Below are 18,735 nucleotides of genomic sequence, written 5' to 3'. Positions count from 1 at the left end.
GGGTCGCTCTCGGCGGCGTACTGTCGGATGACGCAGCCCTCCTCGGCGACGAACCACACGTCGGAGCCGCCCGCGTCGTCGACGAAGAAGAGCTGCGCCTGGGCGCAGTCGCGCCGTGTTTGCCCACTTCGGTGGGGTGCCAACGTCGATCGTTTACGACTGGATCAAGGCCGTCGTGTGCCGTCACGTAACTCCGGCGAAGCAGTTCCGCTGCACCCTGAGGCGGTCGGGTTCGCCAGCCACTACGACTTCGGCCCGGATGTCCTGGCCGCCTACCGGCCCACCGGTAAGGGCCGGGTCGAACGCCAGGTGCTGATCATCCGTGATCATGTTCTGGCCGGGAGGGATCGCATGGCCCTGCGGCCGCTGCCAGCCTCGCCGTATGTGGTGGCTCAGCGGCATCTGCGGCATCTGCGGCACGTCGGCACGGACTGCCTGGTCGCCTTCTTCGTCAATTGGAGTTCGGCCGCACCATCTGACGGAGATCACGGAAGCTGGAAGTTGAAAAGGGGACGGCCGGCGACCGCCGTTTGGCCGCTCGACGCGCCCACCCGCAGGCGACACGGTGCGCCGCGTCCGACGCGCCGAGGCAGCAGGGCCAGCAGTATCGCGCAGAGGCGCGAAGGCCCTCGTCTAGCTGAGGAAGTCGCTATGGCGTCGATTGCCGTGAACGGGACAGACATCTACTACGAGCTTCGGGGCAATGGCCCATCGGTGCTGTTCATCTCCGGCGCGACCGGCGATGGCGGACACTTCGACCGGGTCGCGGACTTGCTCGCCGACGAATTCACCGTGGTCACCTACGACAGACGCGGCAACTCCCGCAGCCCCCGTCCCAGCGGGTGGGAGACCACCTCTGTAGCTGAGCAGGCCGACGACGCCGCAGCACTTCTCACCGCGCTCGCGCTCGCTCCCGCCGCCGTGTTCGGCAACAGCTATGGGGCGATCACCGCCCTCGACCTGCTCATCCGCCACCCCGGCGTCGTCCGCGGCGCCCTCCTGCACGAGATCACGCTCTTCTCGGTCCTGGAGAACCCGGGCGAGGTTCAGGCCGTTGTGGGGCCGGTTGTCGAAGCAGGGATGGCCGCCGGGGGGCCTCAGGCAGCCGTAGAGCACTTCATCCGGTTCGCTGCGGGCGACGCGAGCTGGGATCGCCTGGACCCGGACCTGCGTCGCAGGATGACCTCGAACGGGGAGACCCTTTTCGGCGTCGAGATGGGGACGTTCGAGTCCTACCGCCCTGACGATGCGACGCTCGCCGGCATCACCACCCCTACCCAGGTCTTGGTCGGCCGGGAATCACCGGACTTCTTCGGCGAGGCCGCCGCCTGGCTCGCCGCCCGACTCGGGGTCGAGGCAGTGCAGACCCCGGGCGCACACACGCCGCAGTGGGATCATCCCGAGGAACTCGTCCGCACCATCAGGCCATTCCTGCGCGCACCTTCGTAGCTGTCGGTCGCAGGGCCCGGATCGGCGTGAACGGACTGGGGGTCCCGATCCGCTTCGCTGAGATCCCCGCACCCGCCCTTGGAGCCCGCCGACCATCCGACCGCCGTCACACAGAGCAATCGGAGGCTACCGAGAAGGCTCAATGCGCTGAGCCAGCAGATCTATCGGGCGCCCGCCTCGGCCAGAACGGCGGACCAACCTTGCCACCCTCCTGCTCCTGAGCACACAGCAGGAGGGTGAGCTCCGTCAGACCTGCTCCCGGGCGCTTGTTGAGCTTGGCGCGGGCCACGGGGCTTCCTGTCGTCGGTGCCCAGGCAGTCGAGGTGGCAGTCGTCGCGCTCGGCCTGGCGCAGTGTCTCGAGGGGGATGCCGAGTTCCCGCTCGAAGCGGTCGGCTGGCTCGGCTTGTCCGGCCTGGCGCAGGCAGCCGATGGCCTGCTCCATTAGCTGGCCGATTCGGAGCACTTCGTCACGCAGAGCCCCGGTGCCCGAGGCGACCGAACTGATCAACAGACTCCAGAAATCCGGCGGCACCGTGACCGACATGATGAACATTCACCCCAAGCACCGTCGCGAGGACGGGGCAGAGACGTTCGGGACTGGGGTGAGCGTGGCGTCGGTGTGGGCGAGGTTCAGCTCTTCGAAGCTCTCGACAACGTCCACACCGCACCACTGGCGCAGCAGGTCGTAAGCGGCCTGGGTTCTTGAAGATGGGCGCACTCGCGCGATGAGCGCGCGATGAGCGCGCGGTGTTCGGCGGCGTCCGGCAGGACCTCCACGATCGGTGGCTCGCGTGCCACGAGGCGTTGGACGTGTTCGGGGTGGGCGGTGAGCAGGTGCAGGGCGGTGATCGCGCCCGAGCTGGAGCCGAACAGCCGGGTGGGCCCACCTGGCGACAGCAGTTGCAGTATCCGGAACGCGTCGTCGGCGTGCTGGGCCACTCGCTGCTCGGCCTCGGGGTCGTCCAGGGTGCTTCGGGACATGCCGCGCGGGTCGTACGTCGCGACTGTGTATTCGGCGGCCAGGTCGTCGGCGATGCGGTCGAAGGGGGCCGCGCCGTTCACGCGCAGGTGGCCGATGGTCGGGTCGGTCATCACCGCTGTTTGCGGCTGGTGACAGCATTCTTACCGGCGCCCCAAGGTCCGGAGGTCCGGGATCGTGTAGATCGCCCGGTGTGCAGCGGCACCCTTCGGGAACATGAAGCCACCCTGGCGAGCGAGGTGACCGACATCCATTGTTAGCCTCATACGACTCTGACGGCTCCTCACCATAAAAGCTAGGGAGATTGAATTGCGCATCAAGCGAATAGTTCAGGGCGGAATGTCCGCACTGGCCATGGGCGCTGTCGCGGTGGCCATGGTGCCGGGCTCGGCGCAGGCGGTGGACTGGGACCACGGACCGCTGTACGACACGGGTAAGCACGCGGCGGCTTACATCGAGGAGCGCGGCGACTACCTCAAGGTCTGTGACACCAAGAGCGACGGCAAGAAGGCGTGGGTGAACGTCTTCGACTACTACAGTGGCGACCTCGTGTACAGCCTCACCGACGAGAAGAACGACGGTAAGTGCAGCTACCGGGACGCCTCGGACGGCGGCAAGTACAACCTCGCGGAAAGCCAGAAATTCGACGTCATAGTCTCGCATGAGCCCTCGGACAATTCGGGCTCCTACCACTTCCAATTCCTCAACGATCACTAATTACAACCCTTGTGACGGACCATCAGCGATGCTGGTGGTCCGTCGATGAGCTCTCCGCCTTGTCCAAGGGACTCATCCCCGATGGCGTACCGGACCTCCACGCCGCAGCGCGAGCCGTCGCCCGCATGCTCCGTGTGTGCGCGGCACTCGCGGAGTTCATCCGCGAACTCATCGTCCAGGGCACGCAAGAAGACTTGGCCGCGGCGCGCGCGCAGCGAACGGCTCGGTCGTCCCGACCTTGACCGTACATATCGACGCTGTCAGCTGCGTCCTCTTGGTTGGTGGCATGTTCGTGGGGTGCTTCGTCGACAAGCACACCCGGCAGGGGCCAGTCGGCAAAGGCAACATCGTGGGGGCCATCGTCTGCGCCACCGCGGTATTGACTGCGCTGGTGCTCATCCTTGGTGGGGCTCTCCGAAGCTCAGGCCCCCGGGCCGGGCGGGGACGAGGGCCCGTCGACGCCCTCGTCCCCGGCCTCCAGCGGATTGGGCGGTGGCACTGCCGTGTCGCAGTAGTCGGCGGAACACACGTATCGGCGTTCGAACGACACGTGGTCTCAGGGTGTCCGCGGGCGGAGAGCGTACGGCGCCTCGTGCTGGAGCATCCGACGCGCGGCCTCTGGGTGCCATCGGTCGCCGCGTCGGGGCGGGATCTGCTCCGCTTCAAGCCGACGACGGATGTCACGGAGTGAGGCGCCCGCCGCCCGCAGTTCCGAACGCAACTGGAGGTACCGGTCCTTGAGCCACCGGTGAACGGCTCCGCCGCGCCGGCCGACCAGCCCTGTAGGGCACCATGCAGGCATGCGCCACGACGTTGAGGATCCCGAACTGAGGCGGCTGCGCCGCCACTACGTCGCTGCAGGTCAGCGCTACATGCGACTGCACTACGGCATCTTCCGGCTGAGCGACCGCGAGCGCGGCAAGTTCGCGCGGGAGTTGGCCCGAGCGGCAGATGCCATATCGCCCCACGAGCTCGGCGTCCTCCTCGACAGCGGCTGGCGCGAACGCAAGACCGCGGCCTGGCTGATCGCGATCGCGGGCCGTACCGAGTTCCGGCCGCGGCTGGGCGAGCTCCTTCTGGCGAGCGAGGTCTGTTACGCCGGGCACGCGTACTGCATCACCCTGGCCACCTTCGGCACCGAGGCCGATGCCGACCTGCTGGCCGCCTACCTCGACCGCTACCTGGCTCGACCCGACCTGGACTACGACCAGTCCTCCGCGCTCGGAGCCCTGCTCCACCTCGACGCCGCCCACGGCACCGACCGGGCGGCCCGCTTCCTCACACCGAACGGCCCCTGGCAGCAGTGGATACACGGGCCGCGCGCCGAACAAGAGCCGGAGCCCGCCGAATACCAGGAAGTCATGGCCAAGTTCTGCTCCTTCGCGCAGGAAAGCGCCAGTCACTCCACCGCGCACCGCACATGATCCGTGGGCCAGACCCGGGGCAGCGGACCGGTCGACGAGTCACCGCGCCGCCGGCCGCGGGCGGTGGCCGAGGCGTGCGTGGACGACCCGGCACGTGTGATCAGTGGCAGGCGCGGCAGGAGTCGAACCGTGGCATCCGGTTGTGGAGACCGGCGCCATGCCGCCGCCCCTCGCATCGGCGCGGTGCACGTATCTGGCGGAGTGAGCGGCAACCAAGCTCCGCCGGGGCCGCGCCGTCGACACCAGGGAGCGGGCCTCGCTCCGCAAAGCTGGTGCTGTGTCAGCCAACGTTCGCCCGGCCCTCGCCGTCCGGTGCATGCTCTCGCAGCACCGGGCCTCCAGTACGAGGGTCTTCGCCCGGCGTATTCATCAATGTGCCCAGGACGGGGCGTACTCGACGTGGGCCCCGTCCCAGGGCCCGAGGTCCCGGCAGATGTGGTAATAGCAGCCACCGGGGATGAAGTGCCCGACCTGCGCGTGCGGAGGGCCGTATACGGTCAGGTCGACGAGGTCCCTGGCCGCCGCCCGGTAGTCCATCGGATCACCGGTCAGGAAGAGGGTCTCCGCCTGCATCTGGTCCTGTATTCGGGGCGGCCGCTGCCAGTTCGAGGGCTGCTCACGCTGCTGCCGCGCCATCAGTTCCCGATACTGGTAGGGCCAGAGACCGAGCGGCATCTCGGGGCCCGGCTCGGGGAGATCGGCGAGTGGGGGCGAGACACTGGTAACGCTGCCGGTGTTGGCTCTGGAGCTGGCCAACTGACGCAGCCGCTTCCAGTGCCCTGGGCGGAACTGCAGTGCCCGGGGCGCCAGTACGAGATCGAAGGGCACCTCGTGCTCGTCGTCGAAGGCAGGCGCCGGGGCCGCGCTGCGGGTGGGCAGGTGGATGAGCGAGTGGCTGGAACGGGCCGCCAGCAAGAAGAGTGCGGCGAGGCGCCTGCCGTCGGGGCGGTCCACGGACATCCGCCATTCGTCGTCATTCTGCCGATAGAGGGCCACGCACCGAAGCTGCGGCTCGGGCCGCACGATCGTCAACTCCCTGTTACCGGTGCGCACTCGACGGCGCACCACCCGGACCCGCAGATCTTCCTGGACCAGCGCCGCCTTCACTTCACCCATCCCCCGCATCCCTATCCGTCGACATCTCTGTGCGACCCATTGTGGGTGTACCTGAGGCGGCCTCCTCCTGACAGCGTGAGTGTGACGAGCCGACCAAGCCAACCAAGCCAAGGGAGTTCGGAACGCCTCACGGTGACAGCCAGTCAGTGTCCACTCAATCGCCTTCGGCAGTGACGGCGTTCTAGTGCCGTGTCAGTCAGGGGTGCCCGTCAAGGAGCGGCGTCCGGTGCGGGCTCTCGGCGCGCCGGGCGAGGGCCCTCGCGCTGGGTGTACATGGGTCTTCGTCCGGTGCGGCAAGAGTGTGTGCCGGACGCCGCGATGGGGCGAACCAGCGACTGCCAAGGACCTCCCGCAAGACGTTCTCTGTATTCGGTCGCATCCTCCACGCTGCCACCCAGCGCCACTACCTCGACCCAGCTGCCGCCCGCATCACCGCGTACTTGGAGGAAAGTGAGCAGGGGCCGCAAGAACCCGCCCGCGCCCGGAGCGTTCAGCAGCGCAGCGCAGACCACCCGGCTCTGCCCGTGCCGCGACCCAGCCGTGTGGCTGATGTTCTTCGTCGGCAAGGAGACCGGCAAGAAGGAGAACCGGAACGCGTGTGGCGCGCATGTGAACCGGCTCCTGAACGTGCTCACGCCGCGGGCCGAGTACTCCCGCGAGATGTTTCGCGTCATCCCGTGAGAGGCGGCCATCGCTGCCGTAGCCTTCACCGCCAAGTTGACCTCACCGGATGCCGCAGTACCTCAGCACGAGCACAGCGGGCCGGCACTCCCCGCCGCGGTCCACTTGCTTTATGGGACGCCTCGCCCACAGATGGACGCATTGGGCGTCAATTTCACAATTGATGATGATATGGGCCTGTCCAATGTTTCGCACTCGAACGGAGAACGCCCCACATGCGCATCCGCACGCTCCTGACCGTAACCGCCATGGCTGGTGCGGCAGTCCTTGCCGGCATTGGCCCGGCCACCGCCGACGACGAAGAGAACCGCGGCACCATCGTTCAGACCGCTTCCGGGAATGACCAGCCCGAGCATGTCGGACGTGAAAAGCCGGGCTCGTTGCCTGAGCACGGCGTGAATCGAATCGGGGGTATCGACCAACGTGAGACTCCGGCCCAACGTGAGACTCCGGCCGCAGAGAGTCCTGAGCAAGATGCAGCTGCAGGCCTGCTTGGCAGGCTGTTGTTCGGCTGAGCGAAGGGCGCGGAGCGCTGGCCTGCGCCCGGCGCACCCTGGATGTTTGTGGAGCGCCGACAGGGCCCGCGACGATGCATCGTCAGGTGCCGACCGCGGCCAGGCGGGCGCCGTCATCGCACGCGGCCTGCGTTCGCCACGCGGGTTGCCGCAGAGTCAGCGGTCGACATAGCCCTCGCGGAGAGGGGGGGGGCAGCGCGGCCGCGGCGTAGGCAGTGGTCGACTCCCGCGCCGCGCACGGGGCTTGCAGATCCTGCACACCTGCTCGACGGCCCGTCACCCCCCCCGCCTACCGTGGACGGACCGGCCGCGTGCGCGTGGCCCGTGGAGGTGTGATGCGCACCGATCCGCTGTGGAACTCGATCCAGACCAGCACTCTGGTCGCCCGCCACGACGCGGGCGCTCTAAACCGGCTAGGACGCGGCTATCTGGGCTGGAGCCAGGGTCAATTGGGACGGCGGATCGGCTGCTCCGCCTCCGCCGTCTCCCGTCTCGAAGCGCGCAGGCTCCCCGACCTGGCCGCGCTGCAGCGCGCCGCGCGGGCGGTCGGCATGCCCACGCGTGTACTGGCCGCGGCCGTCGGCCTGGACGCCTCTTCAACCACTGCAGTGGCGGCACCTGGTCCGGATTTTGGCCGAGGAGGACCCTTTGCGCCGCCGCACTCTGCTCGCCGCCGTCGGCCTGGCAGCTCCCTCGCCCCTCCTGGCCGGTGTGGACGACGTGCTCGCCGCCACCCCCGCCGGCAGCGGATCGCCGGCCCCGTCCGATGGGCGCCTGGCCAAGGCCCGCATCCTGTTCGAGACACGGTCCGCCACGCCCAGCTCGCCAGCACTCTGCCAGGCCTGGTCGGAGACCTGCACGCCGCCGTCCGCGAAGAGGTACTGGTGCATGTGGTGCATGTGGTGCAGGTAGCCGTACAGGGCCTTCTCGTCGACGAACTCGATGTTGGTCAGCCGTTCGTAGTCTCCGACGGAAAGCTCCCGGGTGCGCAGCACGCTCTCAAGACCATCACGGACACCGTCGACGAAGGTGTTCTTGAAGGCGTGCAGCGTCGGGCGCAGCCATCGCCGAACATCATGGGCCTGCTCCTCGTTCAGGTAGATACGGATGAAGCGCTCAAGCTCCCTGGTCACGGTCGCCCCTCTTGCCTCAGATCGGCGTGGCCCAGGAGCGCAGCCGGCCGGCGACGGTGCGCAGGGTGAGGGTGCCGGTGCGAAGCCCGGTGACGAGCTTGGGCAGGCCGCCCGCAGGGGCTTTGACGGGCTCCCCGGATTCGCGCATGTAGCGCAGCGCGAGCGCGCTGCCGACCAGGCCGTTGTAGTCCTGCAACGGCCTGGTGGCAACGAACATCTGCAGCAGGGTCGCGGCCCGCACCGGAGTCTCGAGATAGAAGGGTTCATCGGCGTGCAGTTCGTAGGCGTGGCGGTAGACGGCGGCCGCGAGCGCGCCCCAGTCGTCGATGCCGGTCTCCCGGCCCGTCTGCTGCTCGAACTGCTGGAGGGACTCCTCTATCCAGCTGGCGTCGACGCGCAGGAACATCAGCGGTTGCCCGCCTCAAAGGCCCCTTCGAACTCATCCAGCAGGTCGGTCATGTCGCTGACCAGGCCGGATACGAACGCCTCACGCCATGTGGCCTTCCCCGAGGCAGCGTGGCCCTGATTCCTCCGCAGCCGTCGGTGCCGGTCAGGGCGGCGGGAGAGCCTCCAGGTGCTTCCCTCTGCAGCTACTCCTAGCTGTGGGATCGCAGCCGGCGCTGCATTCCGCCAACGCTGTTGCCTGCTGTTCTCTGTTCTGTCTCACCTCTGTCTCACCTCTGTCTCACCGCGGCCGCTGCGGTCTTCGTCTCGCGGGCGGGGCCAGATCTTCTCGGCAGCCACATTCTGTGTCAGCAGTCATTGCGTCCGCTGGTGGGCGGCCGGTGCTCAGCAGTGGTTGGCCGTTTTGCTCAGGGACAGTTGGCCACCGCGGCCTTGACGAAGGAAGTCACGGGCGCTGCGGAGTCTGGTCTGCCATCGCCTCTGCGTTGCGCGGCTGTCGAGGCGTACAGGTAGTGCTCCGGGCAGGGAGGTATCGGCTCGTCGCCCTACGGGGGGCTGCCGACTCTGTAGGGGCGGGCGCAGTATCCGTAGGGCGCTCTCAGTGGCTACTCAGCGGCTTGCCGTACTTCTGAGCCGTGGAGAGGTACGGGAGGCCGAGCGTGCGGGGCGAGAAGGCCGACGAGCCGTCGGCCGAGCCGCTGGGGAGGAGCCATCCGGCGCCCAGGGAGGCGTTCTCGCCGGGGGATCCGACCGTGACATCCGGTGCACCGTCGGCGTTGTAGTCGCCCGTGGCGGCCGCCGCGCCGAAAGTGTCGCCCGCCTCGACGACGCCCGGGACGCCGGGGGTGTCCTGGTTCCAGGCGACGGACTTGGCGGCGCCGCCTGCGTCGAGCAGGCCCTGAGCCCCGCCGTGAAGCAGCCAGGCGGCACCCGCCCCCGCTTTGCTTCCGATGGCCTCGCCGGGAGCGCCCGCGATCAGGTCGTCGCGGCCGTCGCGGTTGACGTCGGCGACGGCGAGGGCGGCGCCGAAACGGTCGCCCTCCTCGGCCACCCCCGGGACGCCCGCCGTGTCCTGGTTGAGGGTCTGGGCGCGGCTGCCGAACGAGCCGCCCGCGGGGCTTCCGTAGTGGATGTGAATGCCGCCCCCCTTGGCGAGTTGTTCGGGGCCGCACGGGTCGTCGATGTTCTCGTCGGCGATCTCACGGCATTCGCCGAGCGCCAGGTCGTCGTTGCCGTCACCGTCGAAGTCGCCGGTGGCCAAGGCGGTCACGCCGGCGTTGTCCGTGTTCCAGAAGTTGGCCATCTCGGACTGGTCGGCGTCCCACTTCCACAGGCGTACGTGGGACTGCGTGTTGGGATCGCCCGCAGTCCAGTACGCCACGGCCAGGTCGTCGCGGCCGTCGCTGTCGAAGTCGCCGGTGGCCAGGACGGGGGCGCGGCCGCCCATGGGAGCGGCGACGACGGTGGTGATCATGCTGTCTTCACCCTGGATGACACGAGCAACGACCTTGTCCGTGCCGCCGATCACGATCACCTTGTTCTCTCCGCCGGTCAGATCGGCCGCCACGACCGATCTGCCGTACGCAGCCGACGGCGACGGCCCGGTGAGGACCGTCGACCCCGGTCCCGGCCCGCCCTCTGAGCCGCCTACGGCGATGACCATGCCCGCGTCCGTACCTCGGTCGGTGACATCCTCGCCGGGCACACCGGCAAGCAGTTCCGCGATGCCGTCGCCGTTGAGGTCCGTCAGGGCCACGGACGCGCCGAAGCGGTCGCCCGCCTCCGGGGTGCCGGGAACCTCCGGAGTGGCCTGGGTGACACGGATGCTTCCGTGGGCGCCGACGCCCTTCGGGCCGCCCCAGACCACGTTCACATACCCGGCCTTGGCCTGGCCATCGACGGTCCCGTCCGGGACGCCGACGGTGAGGTCCGCGTAGCCGTCGCCGTTGAAGTCGCTCGTGGTGGTAGGGGGTGCGGCGGCGGTGGCGCCGGACGGGAACACGAACCCGGCGGCGGCCGCGGCGGCGACTGCGATGGCGTACGTCAGGATGCGTCTGCTGTGTGGCACGGTGGCTCCCACTCGGTCGACGGGGGCGGGGCATCTGGTGTGTGTGACCGTCGAAGGGTGGAGCTGGTTGTACGGAGTTCACCGGTGGTTGGCGCCGGGTTCACGGTGGGTGGATGAGACCCTCAATGGTGCGGACGCCGCCCGACTGGACGTCTGGCGGCGCGAAATCTGCGGTGCTGGTGAGCCCGGTGCACTCGCGGCTTGCCCTCCGAGCGGCTCGGGGTACACCCGAGCCCTGGCAGGCCGTCACACGGCTTGCCAGGGCACGTTGATGGACAGCGGCATTGCTCCTGTGCCCACGTCAGTTCTGCGCTGCCGTGTGCGGCGGCCGGCGCATCGGCTCATGACCGGACCGGTAGCGGTCGGTCACCTGACAGGCAACGTCACTCTCCGACCGGTCGGACGGGTCAGGGCCGGTTGACCCGCGCGCACTTGAGATGGTTCGCGTTCGCATCGTCGACACAGACGATGACATACGCGGCCCCGCCGGGCGCATCTGCAGGGATTCCGATCTTGAACGGATACGTCACGTCGCACTTGGTGCTGGTGCTGGTGCTCACGGCGCCGAGCTGGTTGCCAGAGGCACCGTACGCGCCGAACCAGGCCCTGCGGCAGCCGACGGCCCGGAGTGTTCCATCGACCCCGACCGACCGGTTGTACCAAGTCAGGGTGCCGCGGACGTAGCTGGCCCCGTATGTGACGTCGAAAGGGGAGGCCGGGTAGGCGGCGGTCTGCGCGCCGGCGGCGGGAGCGCCCAGCAACGCGCCCGCGGTCAGCGCGACGGAACCGACGGCGGCGGCGAGGTGAGTCTTCATACGACCTCCAGGATGGGATGAGCCGCGGCTGGTGGTGATGAGGTCCGTGTTCCGCAGCACTGTCGCGTGCTGACTGGCCGCGGCGGCCGTGACGTTGAGGCGGCGGGCCAGTTCACTCGTCGTGCAGCCTTCCGCTGTCACATGCAGAGCGGCAGCTCGCGTGCGGCCGAGCAGAGACTCCAGGTTCCGCACGGCGCAGCCGTCCGCTTCCGCCGGTCCGGTACCGGTCAGCGGCCGCCGGAGAGCCGGCACGGTCAGTCGGGGAGGCTGGGCAGTATCGAACGGGTCCCGCAGAAGGCTCATCGGGCGCTTCGCGAAGACCGTGGGCGTGATGATCAGCCCCCTTCCCTGGAGACGTATCTCAACTCGGCGCGGGTAGGGAGCTTCGAGCACCGGCGGACGCCAGCGGACCAGTGGTGCGCAGATCGAACGCAGCAGTAGATCGATGCCTCCCTCCAACACCAGGTTCGCGCAACGGGTGGACAGCGCGACCAGTTCGGACCGCCCTCGATGCCAGTAGGGCTCCACGGTCAGCCGATGGCAGGCGCGCACGGCCTCGGCAAGCTCCCGCCGCGCGTCGCGATCACCCTCGGACACCCGTCTGGCCCACGGCAGGTGTCCGGGTTGGAAGTCGAGCCCCTCGAACTCGCGTCGCAGCCGGGACACCGGGGCGTGCAGCAGGTTGTCCACGGCGTGGTCCAGAGAGGGCACATCACCCATCAGGGCCAGCAGATCGAGCCCGGGGCCGCGCACCGGAACCAGGGACGTCAGGGGGCGCGTGTCCGCTCCCATCCGGCCCGCAACCGCTGACCGCCACGGCGGAAGTGAGGAAGGTCCCGCTGCTCCCTCAGCAGCTCCAGGCTGAAGTAGACCTCCGCTGCGACGCCGATCGTTGCCGCCACCCGTGTCCGGACGAGGTCTTCCGCCGTGAAGTGAATGCGTAACACTGACCGGCCCCCTGCCACCGAAGTAGAACACGTGAGCGCACCCCCCAGCATGCCCCAACCCACCGCGCCCGATCCGGCTTCAGGCGTAGGCCGCGCTCGCTTCCTGACCGCGCATGCGCGCCCGTAGACCGGTTCGTGCGACGGGTCGGGTCTCCCCGGCATGACTCGGTCATCGCTGACAGCTCCGTCTTCTTCGGCGGCTTCGACACCGGGCCTGACCGCGGCTTGGACAGCAGCCTGTGGGTGGGCGCACCAGTACCCCGTGGTTCCCGTCGCCGAAGCCCTCGGCGCCCGCGTCCTGCGCGTCGACGGTGCCCTCGCCGGCTGGCTGCGCGCGGGCCGGGCCGACGCCGTGCTGCTGCGCCCCGACCACGTGGCCCTCGACACTGTTGTGCCGGGTGCCTCCCGCTTCACCGGCACGGAAGCCTGGGCCCCGCTGCTGGCCCGCACCCCACGACCCGTCATGATCGTCATGACCTCCATGACTCCATGGCCCGCCTCGACGAGGAGCGCACGTCATGCCCACGCCCGAACCGGCCGAACTGCCCGAACCCTTCTGGACCCCCGACCCGGACGAGTCGGCGACCAGCCGCATAGCGGAGTTTGCCCGCCGTGTCGGTGTGGACCCCGCCGACTACACCGCCCTGCACCACTGGTCCGTCACCGACCTCGAAGGATTCTGGGCGGCCGTCTGGGACCACTTCGCCGTCGAGGCGGCCACTCCGTACGAGCAGGTCCTGGCAGAGGAGAAGATGCCCGGGGCCCGCTGGTTCCCCGGCGCCACCCTCAACTACACGCAGCACGCCCTGCGCCACCTCGGCGCCGACGCACCCGCGATCATCGCGCTCGACGAGACCGGCGCGAGCTACGAGGTGACGGGGGAGGAACTGCGTACTCAAGTGGCATCATTCGCCGCGACGTTACGCGACCTCGGCGTCGACCGGGGCGACCGCGTCGTCGGCTACCTCCCCAACACCCCGCACGCGATCGTCGCCTTCCTGGCCACAGCCTCCCTCGGCGCCGTCTGGTCGGTCTGCGGCCAGGACTACGCGCCCCAGGCAGCCGCCGACCGCTTCGCCCAACTCGAACCCACAGTCCTTGTCGCTGCCGACGGCTACCTCTTCAACGGCACCACCCACGACCGCCGCGAGGCCGCCCTCGATCTGAGCCGGGCCCTGCCCACCCTCAAAGCCACGATCCTGGTGGAGCGCGCCGGCCTGCCCTGGCCGACCGACCTCGCCGAACCGACTGTCACCTGGCAAGAAGCGGTCGGCCGCACCGCCCCACCGCTCCACTGCACCCCCGTGCCGTTCGACCACCCCCTCTGGGTCGTCTTCTCCTCCGGCACCACCGGTCTGCCCAAGGGCATCGTCCACGGCCACGGCGGCGTCCTGCTCGAACACCTCAAAACAATCGGCCTGCACAGCGATCTCGGTCCCGGCGATCGCCTCCTCTGGTACACCACCACCCACTGGATGATGTGGAACCTCGTGGTCTCCGCCCTCCTCACCGGCGCGACCGCCTGCACCTACGACGGCAGCCCCGCCCCGCAGGCCCGCCCGGACGTGCTGTGGGAACTGGCGGCCAGGCATGGCGTCACGCTCTTCGGCACAAGCCCCCAATACCTCCTGGGCATGGCCAAGTTCGGCATCGACCCGTCCGCCGCCCACGACCTCTCGCAGGTCCGCGCCATCGGCTGCACCGGCTCCACCCTGCCGGCCTCCGCGTACCCCTGGGTGCGTGAACACGTGTCTGAGCACGTCCAGTTGGCGTCGGGCAGCGGCGGCACCGACGTCGTCTCCGGCTTCGTGGGCAGCGCCCCGACCACCCCGGTCTGGGCCGGTGAACTCTCCGCCCCCTACCTCGGCGTCGCCCTTGCCGCGTACGACACCGAAGGCCGCCCCGTCACCGACCAGGTCGGCGAACTGACGATCACCCGCCCCATGCCGTCCATGCCCCTGTACTTCTGGAACGACCCGGACGGCACCCGCTACCGCGACGCCTACTTCTCCACGTACCCCGGTGTCTGGCGGCACGGCGACTGGATCACCCGCACCGCACACGGCTCGGTGATCGTCCACGGCCGCTCCGACTCCACCCTCAACCGCAACGGCGTCCGCCTCGGCAGCGCCGACATCCACGACGTGGTCGAGCGCCTGCCGGAGATCGCCGAATCCCTCGTCATCGGGGCGGAGGAACCGGACGGCGGCTACTGGATGCCGTTGTTCGTGGTCCTCGCCGACGGCGCCGTCCTGGACGACGCCCTGCGCGACACGATCCGCCGGGCCATCCGCACCGGCGCCTCACCCCGCCATGTCCCCGACGAGATCCGCCAGGTCCCCGCCATCCCGCACACCCGCACCGGCAAGAAGCTCGAAGTCCCGGTCAAGCGCCTCCTCCAGGGCGTCCCCGCCGCCGAGGTGGTAAACCCCGGCGCCGTCGACGACCCCGCGCTGATCGACTACTACGCCCGCCTGGGCGCCGAACGCCGCGAGGGCCCCGAGGCCACCTGAGCCGCCGGCACGAAGGGCTCCGCTGCGAGCAGCGGGGCCCTTCGGCATCGTGCCCGGTGAGGCATCGGTGGCTGTCGGTCAGAACGGGCTACTGATCTCCCCGTGCCTGACCGCGCTGTCGATTCGCTCGTCGTCCAAGTAGAGCCACATGACGACGCTCGCCCGGCCGGTCGGCCGGCCGTGTAGGGGGAGGGGCTGCTGTCGTACCGCGTATGGTTACGGATTCGGTCTGCTCGGTGCCGTCGCAGATGAGGGCGGCCGTGGCGGACGCGCCGCTCCGTGGCCCTCGGTACACGCCGATGTCGAGTCGGTCGCCCGAAGAGCTGGTCTACGCTCACTGCGTGGGCCTGTGCATGGAACTCCTGATCGTCGACTGCGCGTACATAGAAGCGACGCCGGCCGAGCTGCGGGCCGACCTGGTGGAGACCGCTGCGTTCGGCAGTGACGACGCCCGGGGGCCAGACCTGCCGGAGGGATGGAGCTGGCCTGATGCCCAGAACGGCCCCTGGTACGCGAGCTACGAGTTCCGCAACACCCTCACCTCGTACAAGCCGCACTTCTGGGCCGGTGAACGCTGGGACAAGATGCGAGAGTTCGTCCAGCCCGAACTGCGTACGGCACTGGACGAGTTCAGCGCTCCGTTGTTCTGGGGCGAATACAACTGGGAGTTCGCGGATCCTCCCTTCACCCCTGCCGTCCCCGGACGGGAGAACCACTGGTGCCCAGAGACCATGCGATGGCTTCTCCCCGAGGACGTGAAAGCCCTCCATCACTTCTGGACCCAGGTCGAGCCCGGCCTGCCGTCCCTCCGTGAACCCTTCGAACAGCACGTCGCCCAGCCCACAGGTCGGATCAAAGACTTCGCGTCGTTTGCCGCCCTCGTCACCGAATGGGGGGAGGTAGTCACCGAGGCTGCAGCACGCGGGTGGGGCATCATCGGCCTGAAGTGCTGACATAGACCCCGAGCAGCGCTAGCGGCCCCGGCCGAGGTCGGCTGTTCGGTCGCCATACGTGCCATCCGCCCGCTCCTGCAGCGCCCGGCGGCACGCGCGCCGCGCGCCTCCACCCCCACCAAATGGATGTTGGCGAAACGTTGGCAGGCACGGCGACGATCGATGAGTGGTCGGTGGTCGTAGCGTCCCGGAGGCGCCGGTCCCTGGCCCGTTTGCGCGGGAGTTCTGCTCGCGCAATGGCACGCGTAGAGGAGACCTGTTTTGCGGAAGACGTTGACCATGTTGGGCATCGGCTCTGCCGCCGTTGCATCGCTGATCATGGTGTCGGGGCCTGCGGCTTCGGCGGCAAGCTGGAACTATGTCGGGTCCTCAGAGTTCAAGGTCTGGGTCTCGAAGCCGAAGAAGTCGACGGGCGGCAACTTCCTGACCTGCATCACCACCTCCTCCACCACGAAGGAGTTCTACACCCTGAAGGAAGCCGACGCGGATCACGACAACGACCTGGTCGGCGAGTTCGAGGGTGGCGGCGGCTGCATTAAGTGGAAGGACATCGGCGGGGCGGTCGACGGCTCCAATCACCGGGCGGAGTTCTACATCGAAACCACCGACGCCGAGGCCCTCCGCGTGAAGTCGTACGACTGACCGAAGGTGCGCCCCCTCCCGCTGAGGGGGCGCGTGTCTTCGGCGGCGGCATCCAGCCCACTTCACCCACCAGCAGGGCGTCCATCACCTCCTCCACGACCGCGCGGACCACGCCCGGCGCGTCCTGCGCCGGGCGCTCGACCTGCGCACCCGGCTGGGAGACACGGCGGGCGCGGCTGTCACCCAGGCCAACCTGGCCCTGCTAGAACCGGCAGCGCCCCCGCCCCCGCCCCCGCCCCTGTCCCGGCCGCCGGGCACCCGTCGGCGTGTGATCACTGCCGTTGCAGCGGTGATCGCGGTGATCGCGATCGGCTCGGCGCTAGTTCAGGCCCTCGGAGGCTCCGGCGACGTCTCTGGCCCCTCACCGTCACCGGTCACTCCAGGTTCCGGCGGCACCCTGACCGAGAGCCCGACCGAGAGTCCGACCGGGACGTCTGCCGCACCCGTCATCACCCTGTCCACCCAAGGCTTCGAGAAGGTCCACATCAACCCGGGCTCGAAGGCTCAGACAGTGGACTTCACCGTCACCAACCCCAACGGCCAGGCCATCGTCCTCGACTCCACGGACATCCCCGACGACACCGGTTTCGCGCGTGCGGGTGGCACCTGCACAAAGCAGCTGGAGGCCCGTGCCTCCTGCAAGGAATCGGCCGAACAGGAGCCGTGCGCAAGGATCCGCGTCACCACGAGAGGACTTGAGCTGACCGCGTCCATCCTGGACCCCAATTGTCCCTTCAGCGAATGGTCGGGTAGCTGCACCGACTACAGCCCCGGTGGCATCTCTTGCAAACTGCCCCCAGACAAGAACGCCGAGGCGACCGCAGCCTTCGATCCCTATCAGGAGGGCTGACATCACCGTGTCAGTGCCATCGCCGCTCTTCACCTGCCCGCTTCCCTCGTGCCCAGTCGGCCCGGCACCGTCTGCAGTCACGCGAGTTCACCGGACGGAACGAACAGATGCACGCGAATCTCAGTGCGTGGTCAGCCGTGTCCACCAGCGGACGTGGGCGGCGTGCGCGAGCTGGTTCAGGAAGGCGGTGCGGCTGGCGCGGGCCAGGTCGTGTGCGAGACGAGCGGGTTCGCAGAGCACCCCAGCTTGTGTGCGGGCTCCCGGGGCGAGCATGGAACGACTGCCGCCGTTGGTGGCTGCGAGTCTGTTGCGAACAGAGAGGCTGTTGTAGTGCTCGGCCCTGACCGGCGAAGCGCGTGTCCCGGCATGGGGATTCACGAGGCCGCACCCAGCAGATACCGCATTAGGGCCAGCCTGGTCTGGCAGATGGACTCACTCATCGGCGTGTGGGGCGGCATGGTCGAAGAAGCGGTGGTCCATGCCGAGTTGGAGCTCGCGAACCCCCGGCACCGCTGACGGCAGCGGGTCGTTGACGGCCGCGATGATCTGGCAGTCGGTGCCTCTGGGGGAGAGGGGGGGGCGGGCGGCAGAGAGCAGTGTGTCCATCACGCGGGTGCGGGTTTCCCGGTCGCGACCTTGCGCGCCCAGTCCGGTCAGCGGCGATAGGCGGAGACTTCGTTCTTGCCACCAGAGTCCAGTAGGTCGACGAGCTGGTGGCGGATACTGCTGACGGTGCGATTGACCTGCACCGCGAAGAGCTCAGGCAGCTTGAACAGGGTGAAGTGGTGGCGGGTTCGGTCGATGAGGACCTGTTCCCACGACGATGGAGGACTGACGTAGAAGCGGAGCCAGAGGGGGCTGCTCTTCACGATCCTCGCCTCGAGCCATGGATCGTGGTCGCTATGAGAACGGCATGGGCGCTACCAAAGGCGGCGCCGCCGGGAGGCGGGTGCCGGCGGCCGCGGGAAGGACGCGCCATCGTCGTGCTCCGGGTCGAAGTCGGGTTCGTCGACCGCGCGCGGATCGGCAGCCGTCTCGGTGGGCTCCGGCTCGGGGCGGCGAGCTGCACCGCGCGGCACGATGGCCGCCGTCGCCTCGGCGGCTTCGCGAGCAGCTCGTGACCGACTGACGGATGTCCCGAGTGATCCGGCCGTCGCTGTGGCCTAGGGTCTCGGACACGATTTTGACGTCGATGTCGGCGGCGAGCATGAGCGAAGCCGCGATGTGCCGCAGGTCGTGCAGCCGGATCGACGGCAGCCCCGAGAGCTCGACGAGGGGGTGGCTCACCCGCTCGGATGCGCTCGGCCAGCAACTGGTCGCGAGGGTAGGCATGGTGAATACATGAACACCACACCTCAGTCCAAGAAGTTCCTGTCCCCCATATCCCGGGCATTCGCGGTGAGTGCTGCCGTGGGCATCGCTTGTGCGGCGGGGGTGGCAACTGCCACATCCGCCGTGGCCGCGACGCCCGCCACGACCGTCGCCGCACAGACCCCCCCCCCCCCGGCGCGCCACGCAGGCGGGGAC

Annotated in this window: 20 protein-coding genes and 4 pseudogenes; 14 read left to right on the top strand and 10 right to left on the bottom strand. The window is 68.9% G+C overall.

The window, feature by feature from the left end; genetic code table 11:
* Positions 1-109: 109 nt before the first annotated feature.
* The 3 genes and pseudogenes from ACFWY6_RS31795 to ACFWY6_RS31785 form a co-directional block, all read left to right on the top strand.
* Positions 110-456, top strand: a pseudogene (locus ACFWY6_RS31795) (IS21 family transposase); the annotation flags it as partial.
* 195 nt (positions 457-651) lie between these two features.
* Entirely contained in the window at positions 652-1,449 is a 798-nt protein-coding gene (locus ACFWY6_RS31790) for an alpha/beta fold hydrolase (RefSeq protein ID WP_384697688.1), read from the top strand.
* Between the two features lie 323 nt (positions 1,450-1,772).
* Positions 1,773-1,895 carry a hypothetical protein gene (locus ACFWY6_RS31785; RefSeq protein WP_384697685.1) on the top strand — a complete coding sequence of 41 codons (123 nt, stop codon included), beginning with the start codon at positions 1,773-1,775 and terminating at the stop codon, positions 1,893-1,895.
* A gap of 284 nt (positions 1,896-2,179) precedes the next feature.
* Here the strand turns inward: ACFWY6_RS31785 and ACFWY6_RS31780 are convergent.
* A pseudogene (locus tag ACFWY6_RS31780) lies at positions 2,180-2,542 on the bottom strand (alpha/beta fold hydrolase); the annotation flags it as partial.
* Between the two features lie 196 nt (positions 2,543-2,738).
* Here ACFWY6_RS31780 and ACFWY6_RS31775 point away from each other — a divergent pair.
* Positions 2,739-3,146 carry a hypothetical protein gene (locus ACFWY6_RS31775; RefSeq protein ID WP_384697682.1) on the top strand — a complete coding sequence of 136 codons (408 nt, stop codon included), beginning with the start codon at positions 2,739-2,741 and terminating at the stop codon, positions 3,144-3,146.
* A gap of 556 nt (positions 3,147-3,702) precedes the next feature.
* Here the strand turns inward: ACFWY6_RS31775 and ACFWY6_RS31770 are convergent.
* Positions 3,703-3,948: a recombinase family protein gene (locus ACFWY6_RS31770; RefSeq protein WP_384697679.1), complete on the bottom strand. Its 246-nt coding sequence runs from the start codon at positions 3,946-3,948 to the stop codon at positions 3,703-3,705.
* Between ACFWY6_RS31770 and ACFWY6_RS31765 the strand changes: the two genes are divergently transcribed.
* Entirely contained in the window at positions 3,947-4,570 is a 624-nt protein-coding gene (locus ACFWY6_RS31765) for a DUF6000 family protein (protein WP_384697676.1), read from the top strand. The two genes, ACFWY6_RS31770 and ACFWY6_RS31765, sit on opposite strands and share 2 nt — an antisense overlap.
* A gap of 369 nt (positions 4,571-4,939) precedes the next feature.
* Here ACFWY6_RS31765 and ACFWY6_RS31760 read toward each other — a convergent pair whose 3' ends face one another.
* Entirely contained in the window at positions 4,940-5,686 is a 747-nt protein-coding gene (locus ACFWY6_RS31760; RefSeq protein ID WP_384697673.1) for a hypothetical protein, read from the bottom strand.
* A gap of 450 nt (positions 5,687-6,136) precedes the next feature.
* On the opposite strand from ACFWY6_RS31760, the gene ACFWY6_RS31755 reads away from it, so the two are divergent.
* The 3 genes and pseudogenes from ACFWY6_RS31755 to ACFWY6_RS31745 all read left to right on the top strand — a co-directional run.
* The gene (locus tag ACFWY6_RS31755; protein ID WP_384697670.1) at positions 6,137-6,367 is read left to right on the top strand and encodes a hypothetical protein; all 231 of its coding nucleotides are present in this window, start codon (positions 6,137-6,139) and stop codon (positions 6,365-6,367) included.
* A gap of 215 nt (positions 6,368-6,582) precedes the next feature.
* The gene (locus ACFWY6_RS31750; RefSeq protein WP_384697667.1) at positions 6,583-6,882 is read left to right on the top strand and encodes a hypothetical protein; all 300 of its coding nucleotides are present in this window, start codon (positions 6,583-6,585) and stop codon (positions 6,880-6,882) included.
* Between the two features lie 335 nt (positions 6,883-7,217).
* A pseudogene (locus ACFWY6_RS31745) lies at positions 7,218-7,442 on the top strand (multiprotein-bridging factor 1 family protein); the annotation flags it as partial.
* Between the two features lie 36 nt (positions 7,443-7,478).
* Here the strand turns inward: ACFWY6_RS31745 and ACFWY6_RS31740 are convergent.
* The 4 genes from ACFWY6_RS31740 to ACFWY6_RS31725 form a co-directional block, all read right to left on the bottom strand.
* The gene (locus ACFWY6_RS31740) at positions 7,479-8,015 is read right to left on the bottom strand and encodes a hypothetical protein (protein WP_384697693.1); all 537 of its coding nucleotides are present in this window, start codon (positions 8,013-8,015) and stop codon (positions 7,479-7,481) included.
* A gap of 16 nt (positions 8,016-8,031) precedes the next feature.
* Positions 8,032-8,421 (bottom strand): hypothetical protein, encoded by a 390-nt coding sequence (locus tag ACFWY6_RS31735; RefSeq protein WP_384697664.1) that lies wholly within the window; start codon positions 8,419-8,421, stop codon positions 8,032-8,034.
* 597 nt (positions 8,422-9,018) lie between these two features.
* Positions 9,019-10,488, bottom strand: coding sequence for an FG-GAP repeat protein (locus ACFWY6_RS31730; RefSeq protein ID WP_384697661.1), 1,470 nt, complete (start codon positions 10,486-10,488; stop codon positions 9,019-9,021).
* A 407-nt stretch (positions 10,489-10,895) separates the two neighbouring features.
* Positions 10,896-12,095, bottom strand: coding sequence for an ArsR/SmtB family transcription factor (locus ACFWY6_RS31725; protein WP_384697659.1), 1,200 nt, complete (start codon positions 12,093-12,095; stop codon positions 10,896-10,898).
* 673 nt (positions 12,096-12,768) lie between these two features.
* On the opposite strand from ACFWY6_RS31725, the gene ACFWY6_RS31720 reads away from it, so the two are divergent.
* The 4 genes from ACFWY6_RS31720 to ACFWY6_RS31705 all read left to right on the top strand — a co-directional run bounded on the left by ACFWY6_RS31720 (position 12,769) and on the right by ACFWY6_RS31705 (position 17,208).
* On the top strand, positions 12,769-14,763 hold the full coding sequence (locus ACFWY6_RS31720) for an acetoacetate--CoA ligase (RefSeq protein ID WP_384697656.1): 1,995 nt from the start codon (positions 12,769-12,771) through the stop codon (positions 14,761-14,763).
* A gap of 341 nt (positions 14,764-15,104) precedes the next feature.
* Positions 15,105-15,716 (top strand): hypothetical protein, encoded by a 612-nt coding sequence (locus ACFWY6_RS31715; protein WP_384697653.1) that lies wholly within the window; start codon positions 15,105-15,107, stop codon positions 15,714-15,716.
* A 261-nt stretch (positions 15,717-15,977) separates the two neighbouring features.
* A complete protein-coding gene (locus ACFWY6_RS31710; protein ID WP_384697651.1) occupies positions 15,978-16,358 on the top strand; it encodes a hypothetical protein in 381 nt (126 codons plus the stop codon).
* A gap of 268 nt (positions 16,359-16,626) precedes the next feature.
* On the top strand, positions 16,627-17,208 hold the full coding sequence (locus ACFWY6_RS31705) for a hypothetical protein (protein ID WP_384697648.1): 582 nt from the start codon (positions 16,627-16,629) through the stop codon (positions 17,206-17,208).
* 432 nt (positions 17,209-17,640) lie between these two features.
* Here ACFWY6_RS31705 and ACFWY6_RS31700 read toward each other — a convergent pair whose 3' ends face one another.
* Together ACFWY6_RS31700 and ACFWY6_RS31695 are read right to left on the bottom strand one after the other, a co-directional pair.
* Positions 17,641-17,814, bottom strand: coding sequence for a hypothetical protein (locus ACFWY6_RS31700; RefSeq protein WP_384697645.1), 174 nt, complete (start codon positions 17,812-17,814; stop codon positions 17,641-17,643).
* Positions 17,815-17,861: 47 nt separating this feature from the next.
* Positions 17,862-18,077: a hypothetical protein gene (locus tag ACFWY6_RS31695; RefSeq protein ID WP_384697642.1), complete on the bottom strand. Its 216-nt coding sequence runs from the start codon at positions 18,075-18,077 to the stop codon at positions 17,862-17,864.
* A 114-nt stretch (positions 18,078-18,191) separates the two neighbouring features.
* Between ACFWY6_RS31695 and ACFWY6_RS31690 the strand changes: the two genes are divergently transcribed.
* A complete protein-coding gene (locus ACFWY6_RS31690; RefSeq protein WP_384697691.1) occupies positions 18,192-18,329 on the top strand; it encodes a hypothetical protein in 138 nt (45 codons plus the stop codon).
* A gap of 76 nt (positions 18,330-18,405) precedes the next feature.
* On the opposite strand, the pseudogene ACFWY6_RS31685 reads toward ACFWY6_RS31690, so the two are convergent.
* Positions 18,406-18,540 (bottom strand): annotated as a pseudogene (locus ACFWY6_RS31685) (hypothetical protein); the annotation flags it as partial.
* Positions 18,541-18,549: 9 nt separating this feature from the next.
* Between ACFWY6_RS31685 and ACFWY6_RS31680 the strand changes: the two are divergent.
* Positions 18,550-18,735, top strand: a 186-nt coding sequence (locus ACFWY6_RS31680; protein WP_384697638.1) for a hypothetical protein, incomplete at its 3' end; no start/stop codon positions are given.

The sequence above is a fragment of the Streptomyces sp. NPDC059037 genome (assembly GCF_042740015.1).
Classification (GTDB): domain Bacteria; phylum Actinomycetota; class Actinomycetes; order Streptomycetales; family Streptomycetaceae; genus Streptomyces.
Note: the sequence above shows the minus strand (reverse complement) of the source record. Positions and strands in the feature narration are given on the sequence as shown.

Bases quoted from the DNA above. Each gene is read 5' to 3' on its own strand.
- ACFWY6_RS31770 (WP_384697679.1), bottom strand. From the start codon at position 3,948: ATGCCTGCATGGTGCCCTACAGGGCTGGTCGGCCGGCGCGGCGGAGCC.
- ACFWY6_RS31720 (WP_384697656.1), top strand. From the start codon at position 12,769: ATGCCCACGCCCGAACCGGCCGAACTGCCCGAACCCTTCTGGACCCCC.
- ACFWY6_RS31760 (WP_384697673.1), bottom strand. From the start codon at position 5,686: ATGGGTGAAGTGAAGGCGGCGCTGGTCCAGGAAGATCTGCGGGTCCGG.
- ACFWY6_RS31750 (WP_384697667.1), top strand. From the start codon at position 6,583: ATGCGCATCCGCACGCTCCTGACCGTAACCGCCATGGCTGGTGCGGCA.
- ACFWY6_RS31765 (WP_384697676.1), top strand. From the start codon at position 3,947: ATGCGCCACGACGTTGAGGATCCCGAACTGAGGCGGCTGCGCCGCCAC.
- ACFWY6_RS31790 (WP_384697688.1), top strand. From the start codon at position 652: ATGGCGTCGATTGCCGTGAACGGGACAGACATCTACTACGAGCTTCGG.
- ACFWY6_RS31725 (WP_384697659.1), bottom strand. From the start codon at position 12,095: ATGGGAGCGGACACGCGCCCCCTGACGTCCCTGGTTCCGGTGCGCGGC.
- ACFWY6_RS31735 (WP_384697664.1), bottom strand. From the start codon at position 8,421: ATGTTCCTGCGCGTCGACGCCAGCTGGATAGAGGAGTCCCTCCAGCAG.
- ACFWY6_RS31700 (WP_384697645.1), bottom strand. From the start codon at position 17,814: ATGGACACACTGCTCTCTGCCGCCCGCCCCCCCCTCTCCCCCAGAGGC.